At 66.0% G+C, this 8,558-nt stretch carries 8 protein-coding genes; 6 read left to right on the top strand and 2 right to left on the bottom strand.

Annotated features, from left to right (window positions below):
• Both DUPY_RS02880 and DUPY_RS02875 read left to right on the top strand, forming a co-directional pair.
• On the top strand, positions 1-495 hold a 495-nt coding region (locus DUPY_RS02880; RefSeq protein ID WP_084640515.1), incomplete at its 5' end, for a dihydroorotase.
• Between the two features lie 12 nt (positions 496-507).
• Positions 508-1,299 (top strand): DUF3025 domain-containing protein, encoded by a 792-nt coding sequence (locus DUPY_RS02875; protein ID WP_070246213.1) that lies wholly within the window; start codon positions 508-510, stop codon positions 1,297-1,299.
• Between the two features lie 79 nt (positions 1,300-1,378).
• On the opposite strand, the gene DUPY_RS02870 is transcribed toward DUPY_RS02875, so the two are convergent.
• Complete coding sequence (locus tag DUPY_RS02870) at positions 1,379-2,257, bottom strand: hypothetical protein (protein ID WP_141749400.1); 879 nt, start codon at positions 2,255-2,257, stop codon at positions 1,379-1,381.
• Between the two features lie 156 nt (positions 2,258-2,413).
• On the opposite strand from DUPY_RS02870, the gene DUPY_RS02865 reads away from it, so the two are divergent.
• On the top strand, positions 2,414-3,409 hold the full coding sequence (locus DUPY_RS02865; RefSeq protein WP_070246211.1) for a Gfo/Idh/MocA family protein: 996 nt from the start codon (positions 2,414-2,416) through the stop codon (positions 3,407-3,409).
• A gap of 69 nt (positions 3,410-3,478) precedes the next feature.
• Positions 3,479-4,696, top strand: a complete 1,218-nt coding sequence (locus DUPY_RS02860) for an MFS transporter (RefSeq protein ID WP_070246207.1) — start codon at positions 3,479-3,481, stop codon at positions 4,694-4,696.
• Between the two features lie 277 nt (positions 4,697-4,973).
• On the opposite strand, the gene recG is transcribed toward DUPY_RS02860, so the two are convergent.
• A complete protein-coding gene (gene recG, locus DUPY_RS02855; RefSeq protein WP_070246205.1) occupies positions 4,974-7,040 on the bottom strand; it encodes an ATP-dependent DNA helicase RecG in 2,067 nt (688 codons plus the stop codon).
• Positions 7,041-7,174: 134 nt separating this feature from the next.
• On the opposite strand from recG, the gene queA reads away from it, so the two are divergent.
• Both queA and DUPY_RS02845 read left to right on the top strand, forming a co-directional pair.
• On the top strand, positions 7,175-8,200 hold the full coding sequence (queA, locus tag DUPY_RS02850; RefSeq protein ID WP_070246204.1) for a tRNA preQ1(34) S-adenosylmethionine ribosyltransferase-isomerase QueA: 1,026 nt from the start codon (positions 7,175-7,177) through the stop codon (positions 8,198-8,200).
• A 14-nt stretch (positions 8,201-8,214) separates the two neighbouring features.
• Positions 8,215-8,558 (top strand): tRNA-ribosyltransferase family protein (locus tag DUPY_RS02845; protein ID WP_141749399.1); only part of this gene is annotated, 344 nt, incomplete at its 3' end.

Below are 8,558 nucleotides of genomic sequence, written 5' to 3'. Positions count from 1 at the left end.
GCGGCGCAGTACGTGGCCGAGGCGGAAGGTCCGATCGCGGCCACCATCACCGCCCACCACCTGCTCTACAACCGCAACGAGATTTTCAAGGGCGGCATCCGTCCTCACTATTACTGCCTGCCGGTGCTCAAGCGCGAAGAACACCGCCTGGCGCTGGTCACGGCTGCCACCAGCGGCGACGAGCGCTTCTTCCTCGGTACCGACTCGGCGCCGCACGCGCAGGGCGCCAAGGAAGCCGCCTGCGGCTGCGCCGGCTGCTACACCGCGCTGCACGCGATGGAGCTCTACACCGAAGCGTTCGCGCGCGCCGGCGCGCTCGACAAGTTGGAGGCCTTCGCCAGCTTCAACGGCCCGGACTTCTACGACCTGCCGCGCAATAGCGGCACCATCACCCTGCAGCGCGAACAATGGACGCTGCCCGAGCTGCTGCCGATGGCTGATCAGCAAGTAGTGCCGCTCAACGCCGGCGAAACCATCAACTGGAAAATGGTGTAAACAGTGCAGTCGTTGTTGTCGGTGATCGACTGGTCGCGGCCCTGGTACGACGCGATTCGTGATGCAGCCGGCCGACTGGACAGCGATCAGCACTTTCGCGACAGCTTTACCGCGCAGGCAGCAGCACTGGGCCTGCACAACCACGCCGGGCTGCCGCTGTCATTCGTGCCGCAGGAGTCGCTGCCCGACGGTACCGCGTACGAGGAGTTTATCGGCGCCACCGGCGGCGTGCCCACGCGCGACAACCTGCACGATTTTTTCAATGGCCTGGTGTGGCTGAGCTTCCCGCGCATCAAGGTGCAGCTGAACGCACTGCAGGCAGCACAGATCGCCCGCGACGGCGTCGGCAAATCGCGCGGCCCCGCGCGCGACGGCGCCACCATCTTCGACGAGAACGCGGCGCTGCTGGTGGTGCGCGACTGCGCTGCCGGCCATGGGTTGACGGCCGCGCTGCGCGAACACCGCTGGCGCGAAGCCTTTCTCGAGCGGCGCGCCAGCTTCGGTCCCGACGCCCAGGTCTGGCTGTTCGGCCACGCGCTGATGGAAAAGCTGGTGGCCCCGCGCAAGGCGATCACCGCCCACACGCGCGTGGTGGTCGCTGGCGACGAATTTTTTACCTGGAACCACGCCGAACGCCGCGCCTGGATCGACGCCACCGTGGCGCACCAGCTGGAAGCTGAGGTCATCACCACCGCAGGTTTCACGCCGATGCAGGCGCTCGGGGTGCCGGGCTGGTGGCCCGACCAGGATGAGGCGTTCTACAACGACCAGGCTGTTTTTCGCCCCAAGCGCCAACCGGCCTAGCAGCCTGGCAGCCGGTCAGGGCTGACCTTAACGCCACCGCAAGGTCCAGCGCGGTTCGCCCGGTCACTCTCGGCTACCCTCAGTCGCTGAGCATCCAGCGCCGTGACAGGTAATCGAGCACCACGGTGCGGTTGCCCAGCGCGGCCATGCCCACGGTGCCTGCCAGCTGCACCGGCGCCTTGAAACTGTGGCCCGAACAATAGGCCGCGCGCGGTGCCAGGCGCTTGCCGCCCACTTCCAGGCCGCCCGCCAGCGCTATCTCCGTGCAGACCACGTCTTCGCCGTTGGGACCGGGAAAGCGCATGCTGGTCTGGTCGGGCACCGGCAGCGCAGCGCTGCCGGTCAGCGCGCGCCATTCTGCTGCGGTGGTGGCGACCACGCCAAAGCGCGCCGCACCCGTGTCGAGCAGCGCGTAACTGAGACCTGCGGCGCCGGCGCGCGTGACCTCCACCATGACATGACCACCGCCTTCGGCCCAGCTCAGATACAGCAGCGGTTCGGCGTTGCGCGCGCCGGCCAGCAGGGCGGCGGGTGTCCAGGCGTAGCGGCTCTTGCCCAAGTCCAGCGTCAGCGACCCCATGTCGAACAGGGCGTTGCCGACGATGGCGATCGGCGCGCCGCCGCAGTCGGGCTGCTGGAGTTGGACAAGATTGGCCGCGCTGGCGGGAATCGCGCGGCGCTGGCCTGCCACCGCGATCTCGGCGCGCATATCGGTCGCTGCCGGGCCGCCACGGCGCCAGTTCCACTCGCCGTTGGCGCCGGTGTCGAGCTGCACGGTGCAGGCCACGCCGTTGACGGTGACCGGCAGCAGCAGCCCCAGCCGTTCGGGCGGGCCGCCGGCAACGCTGCCCATCCCCCAGTGGAACGGCAGCCACTCTGGCTCGACGGCTTGGACGACAGGGGCGCTGGCGCTGGCCAGCAGGAGCAGCAAGGTTTTCAGCATGAGGAGAACGATCAAGGTCGGGCCGGCGATTCTAGGGCAGGACCGCATGTTAATCAATCAATAACGACAGCAACCGGTTTTTACCGGCGTGACCGCGCAGCCGCGCTCCGCAGTACAATGTCATTCCGATATCGATTACCATCGCCGCCGATGCGGCAGAAAGAGCACGCCATGACGCAGGACATCCGCTGGGGCATACTGGGCACGGGAAAAATCGCCAAGGCCTTCGCCACCGCTTTGCAGGACACCCCTGGCGCCCACCTCGCCGCCGTTGCTTCGCGCAGTGTAGATAGCGCTACCAAATTCGGCGCCGAGTACGGTGCACAGCGCTTCCACGGCAGCTACCAGGCCCTGGCCGACGATCCCGCAGTGGACGTGGTCTATATCGCCACCCCGCACCCGATGCACCACGAAAACGCGCTGATGTGCCTGAACGCTGGCAAGGGCGTGCTGGTGGAAAAATCGTTCACCATGAACCGCCGCGAGGCCGAAGACATCATCCAGCTGGCGCAGGCCAAACAGCTGTTCGTGATGGAGGCCATGTGGACCCGCTTCATGCCGGCCGTGGTGGAGGCCAAGCGCATCGTCGACAGCGGCGAGATCGGCACCCCGGCCAACATCACCGCCGATTTCGGCTTTACGTCCGACGCCGGCCCCGAGCACCGCCTGTTCAATCCCGCGCTGGGCGGCGGCGCGCTGCTCGACCTGGGCATCTACCCGCTGTCGATCGCCTCTTTCTTCCTCGGCGGCGTCACCGGCGTCAAGGCGCAGGCGCAGATGACCGACACCGGCGTGGACATGCAGACCGCGTTTACCCTGACGCACGAAGGCGGCGGCCTGTCGTCGTGCGTGTGCAGCCTGCGCTCGCGCACCCCGACCGAGCTGACGATTTCCGGCACCAAGGGCTTCGTGCGCCTGTCCGACCGCTTCCACAATACCGAGGCGTTCAGCGTGACCGTGGTCGATGGCGCCAGCCGCGCCGAGCGCACGGTCAATGTGCCGCGCAGCGGCAACGGCTACACCCACGAGGCGCAGGAAGTGGGGCGCTGCCTGCGCGCCGGCCTGATCGAAAGCCCGGTCATGCCGCACGCCGAAACGCTCAACCTCATGGGCACGCTCGACGCGATCCGTGAACAGATCGGCCTGCGCTATCCGGCCGACCAATAAGCTCCGGAGCGCGGGCGGCCGGTAGCCGTTACAATCGCCCGATGTCGTTTCGATAATCAGGATGCATCCATGTTCTTAGCTACCCGCGCGCCCTCCCTCAAAACCGTGCTGCTTGCCACCGGCGTCGTACTAACGCTGGTCATGGGCGTGCGCCACGGCTTCGGCTTCTGGATGCAGCCGATCTCGCAAGCCAACGGCTGGACCCGCGAAACCTATTCGCTGGCGATGGCGCTGCAAAACCTGCTGTGGGGCGTGTTCGGCCCGTTCGCCGGCATGGCCGCCGACCGCTTCGGCACCATGCGCGTGGTGCTGGTGGGCGCGTTGTCGTACATGGCCGGCCTGGTGTGGATGGCGCTGGTCACCGAACCCACCCTGTTCGTGGTGGGCTCCGGCGTGTTCATCGGCCTGGGGCTGGCGTGTACCGCCTTTGGGGCCGTGAGCGGCATCATCGGCCGCACCGCGCCGGTCGATAAACGCTCGTGGGCGTTCGGCATCTCGGGCGCGGCCAGTTCGTTCGGCCAGTTCGTGCTGATGCCGATCGAACAGCAGCTTATTTCCGCCGTCGGCTGGCAGCACGCGTTCTTCGTGCTGGCGACAGTGGTGGTGGCGCTGATGGTGCCGATGGCGTTCTTCCTGCGCGAACCGGCCGCAGTGCACGATGACGGCCCGCGCCAGAGCATCGCCGAAGCATTCGGCGAGGCAGCGCGCAACCGCTCGTTCCTGCTGCTGGTGGCCGGCTATTTCGTGTGCGGCTTCCAGCTGGTGTTTATCGGCGTGCACTTGCCCGCGTACCTGAAGGACCAGGGCGTAATCGACCCGAGCGTGGCGGTGATGGCGCTGGCGCTGATCGGCCTGTTCAACATCATCGGCTCCTACCATGCCGGCAAACTCGGTGGCCGCCTGCCCAAGCGCTACCTGCTCTCCGGGATTTATTTTGCGCGGGCGCTGGTGATCGGCGCCTTCGTGCTGTTGCCGTTGTCACCGATGACGGTGTACCTGTTCGCGGCCGCCATGGGCGTGCTGTGGCTGTCCACTGTGCCGCTTACCAACGGCATCGTTGCCGGCATTTTCGGCGTCAAGCACCTGTCGATGCTGGCGGGGATGGTGTTTTTCTCGCACCAGGTAGGCAGCTTCCTCGGCGTGTGGCTCGGCGGTTATCTGTACACGCTGCTGGGCAGCTACGACGTGGTGTGGGGAATTTCGATCGCGCTCGGCGTGCTGGCCGGGCTGGTCAACTTGCCGATCAACGAGCGGCCGCTGGTGCGCGGCGGCTTGCAGGCGGCGTGATGAGGGGCCGGCTGAGGAGCTGGCTGTGGCGCGGCTTGATTGCTGCGGTGCTGGCGCTGGTGTTCTTGGCGTACTTGCAGCCGGGGTTCGTGGTGGATCTGGCGAATCGGGCCTACATGTGTTTCTAGCAGCGTTGGCCCTCGATTCGTCATCCTCGCGCACGCGGGGATCCATGGAGCGTGTGCTTCGCGTCAGCGCGGTTAAAGCCAACCCGGCTCGACGGGGTTATGGATTCCCGCCTGCGCGGGAATGACTGGGCGGCTGCGAGCGGTACCAGTTAAACCTTGAGGAACTCCTCGCGTCCACCGAGCCAGCGTGACAGATGCGCCTCCACCGTCGCGGCCTTTTCCGGCGTACCGGCGTGCAGCAGGTCGTGCGCCACGTCGCGGGCCTGGTCCACCAGCCAGCCGTCGGTCTCCAGGTCGGCAAAGCGCAGCATCGCCTGGCCCGACTGGCGCGCGCCGAGGAATTCGCCCGGTCCGCGTATCTCCAGGTCGCGCCGGGCGATCTCGAAGCCGTCGGTGGTTTCGCGCATCGTCATCAAACGCTGCTTGGCGATCCCACCAAGCGGGCTCTGGTATAGCAGCAGGCACACGCTGGCTGCCGAACCGCGGCCTACGCGGCCGCGCAACTGGTGCAACTGCGACAGGCCGAAACGCTCCGCGTGCTCGATCACCATCAGCGACGCATTCGGTACGTCCACGCCCACCTCGATCACGGTGGTGGCCACCAGCACCTGCATCTCGTTGGCCGTGAAGGCATCCATGATGGCCTGCTTCTCCGCCGGCTTCAGGCGTCCGTGCACCAGGCCGACGTTCAGGTCGGGCAGGGCTTCGGCCAGCAGGGCATGGGTGTCGGTGGCCGTTTGCAGCTGCAGCGCTTCGGACTCCTCGATCAGCGGGCATACCCAGTACACCTGCCGGCCCTCCTGCGCGGCCGCATGCACGCGCTCGATCACTTCGTCGCGGCGGTTCTGGTCGATGGTGCGGGTGACGATCGGCGTGCGGCCCGGCGGCAGTTCGTCGATGACCGACACTTCGAGGTCGGCGTAATAGGTCATGGCCAGCGTGCGCGGGATCGGCGTGGCCGACATCATCAGCTGGTGCGGAATCGCGCCCTCGTTGCCCTTGTTGCGCAAGGTCAGGCGCTGGCCCACGCCGAAGCGGTGCTGTTCATCGACGATCACCAGCCCCAGGTTGGCAAACACCACTGCCTCCTGGATCAGCGCATGGGTACCGACGACGAGTCGCGCTTCGCCCGATTCGATCATGTCGTACGCTGCCTGCTTGTCCTTCTTCTTCAAACTCCCGGTCAGCCAGGCCACCTTCACGCCCAGCGGCTCCATCCACGCGGCGATCTTGCGGAAGTGCTGCTCGGCCAGGATCTCGGTGGGCGCCATCAGCGCGGCCTGGAAGCCGCTGTCGATGGCCTGGGCCGCCGCCAGTGCCGACACCACGGTCTTGCCGCTGCCCACGTCTCCTTGCAGCAGACGTTGCATCGGGTAGGGCTGGCGCAGGTCGGCACGGATTTCGGCCAAGACGCGCTGCTGCGCGCCGGTCAGCTGGAACGGCAGCGCGGCCTGGAACTGCGCTGACAACTGTCCTTCCACCTTCAACACCGCCGCGCCTTTCGAGCGCCGCGCATGCTGCGCGCGCTTCAACGACAGCTGCTGCGCCAGCAGTTCGTCGAACTTTACCCGCGTCCACGCCGGGTGCGAGCGGTCGGCCAGCGCGTGTTCATCGACCTGCTGCGGCGGATAGTGCAGCAGTTTCACCGCCGGTTCGAAGTCGGAAAGCTGCATCGCCGCGCGCAGGTCGGCGGGCAGGGTGTCGGTCCAATCGACGCGCTTCATGGCGTCGCCGATGGCGCGGCGCAAAATCGGTTGCGACAGGCCTTCGCCGGACGGATACACCGGCGTCAGCGATGTAGGCAGCGGCGCGCCTTCGTTGACGATCTTGTAGGCCGGGTGCACCATCTCGGCGCCGAAGAAGCCGTGCTTGAGTTCTCCGCGCGCACGCACCCGCGTGCCTTCGGCCAGCTGCTTGACCTGGCTGCCGTAAAAATTCATGAAGCGCAGTTGCAGCTCGCCGGTGCCGTCCGAGATGTGCACCAGCAGCTGGCGGCGCGGCTTGAAGGTGATCTCGTTCTTGACCACCACGCCCTCGACCTGCGAGGTGTCGCCGCCGTGCAGGCGCGCCTCCTCGATGGTGATGACCTGGGTCTCGTCCTCGTAGCGCATGGGCAGGTGCAGCACCAGGTCCATGTCGGTATGCAGGCCGAGCTTGGCCAGCTTCACCTGCGGGCTGACGGTCTTCTTGGCGGGTTTAGATGGCGTGACGGGCATATTGGAGCATTTTTCGAACACTAGCGTAAAATAGAGGGTTGGCCGTAACAAACCCGAAGCAGCAACGCCGGTATTGTAAGGCTAGCGCTCTATAGAAGCACACCCGATTCTTCAACCGTTTTCACAAGTTCGCCATGTATTCGCTTTCCGATTTCGATTTTAACTTGCCGCAGGAGCGCATCGCGCAGTTTCCGCTCCCCGATCGCAGCGCCTCGCGCCTGCTGCACCTGGACGGCGCGCAGATCGTCGACCGCCAGTTCGCCGACATCGTGGGCCTGCTGCAGGCCGGCGACCTCTTGGTGATGAACGACACGCGCGTGCTCAAGGCGCGCTTTTTCGGCACCAAGGAAAGCGGCGGCAAGGTCGAAGCGCTGGTCGAGCGCGTGCTCGACAACCGCACCGTGCTGGCGCAGGTTCGCGCTTCGCGCTCCCCCCTGGCCGGCACGAAGATGCGCCTGGCCGACGCTTTCGATGTCACCGTGGGCGAGCGCGCCGGCGAATTCTTTACCTTGCACTTCGATGCCGACGTGTTCGACCTGATCGAAGCGCACGGCCGCCTGCCGCTGCCGCCGTACATCGAGCACGATGCCGATTCGTTCGACGAAACCCGCTACCAGACGGTGTTCAACAAAGTGCCCGGCGCGGTGGCCGCGCCGACGGCCGGCCTGCACTTCGACCAGGCGCTGCTCGACATTTTGAAGGCGAAAGGCGTGAACTTCGCCTTCATCACGCTGCACGTGGGCGCCGGCACCTTCCAGCCGGTGCGCAACGAGGTGCTGTCCGAGCACCAGATGCACACCGAGTGGTACACCATGCCGCAGGAGACGGTGGACGCGGTGCGCGCCACCCGCGCGGCCGGCCGCGACGTGGTGGCGGTGGGCACGACCAGCCTGCGCGCGCTGGAATCGGCCTCGCAAAGCGGCCAGCTGGAAGCGGGCAGCGCTGACACCGCGCTGTTCATCACGCCCGGCTACCGGTTCAAGACCGTCACGCGCCTGATCACCAATTTCCACCTGCCCAAGTCGACCCTGCTGATGCTGGTGTCGGCCTTTGCCGGCTATGACGAGATCCGCGCTGCGTACGCGCACGCGATCGCCAATGAATACCGCTTCTTCAGCTATGGCGACGCCATGCTGCTGACGACGCAAGCACGCGCTTAATCAAGGACTACACAATGTTGGAATTCAAGCTACACAAGACCGATACCAGCGGTCTCACCCACGCCCGCCGTGGCGAAGTCAAACTCAACCACGGTGTGGTGCAGACCCCGATCTTCATGCCGGTCGGTACCTACGGTTCGGTCAAGGCCATGTCGCCGCTGGAACTGAAGGAAATCGACGCCCAGATCATTCTCGGTAACACCTTCCACCTGTGGCTGCGTCCCGGTAACGACGTGATGGCCAAGTTTGGCGGCCTGCACGACTTCATGGGCTGGGACAAGCCGATCCTGACCGACTCGGGTGGCTTCCAGGTGTTTTCGCTGGGCGCCATGCGCAAGATCACGGAAGAGGGCGTGCA

This window comes from Duganella phyllosphaerae, assembly GCF_001758785.1.
GTDB classification, from domain to species: domain Bacteria; phylum Pseudomonadota; class Gammaproteobacteria; order Burkholderiales; family Burkholderiaceae_D; genus Rugamonas; species Rugamonas phyllosphaerae.
Note: the sequence above shows the minus strand (reverse complement) of the source record. Positions and strands in the feature narration are given on the sequence as shown.

What these genes read in the sequence shown, in the direction of transcription:
- DUPY_RS02865 (WP_070246211.1), top strand. Translation starts at nt 2,414, where the DNA reads ATGACGCAGGACATCCGCTGGGGCATACTGGGCACGGGAAAAATCGCC.
- queA (WP_070246204.1), top strand. Translation starts at nt 7,175, where the DNA reads ATGTATTCGCTTTCCGATTTCGATTTTAACTTGCCGCAGGAGCGCATC.
- DUPY_RS02860 (WP_070246207.1), top strand. Translation starts at nt 3,479, where the DNA reads ATGTTCTTAGCTACCCGCGCGCCCTCCCTCAAAACCGTGCTGCTTGCC.
- recG (WP_070246205.1), bottom strand. Translation starts at nt 7,040, where the DNA reads ATGCCCGTCACGCCATCTAAACCCGCCAAGAAGACCGTCAGCCCGCAG.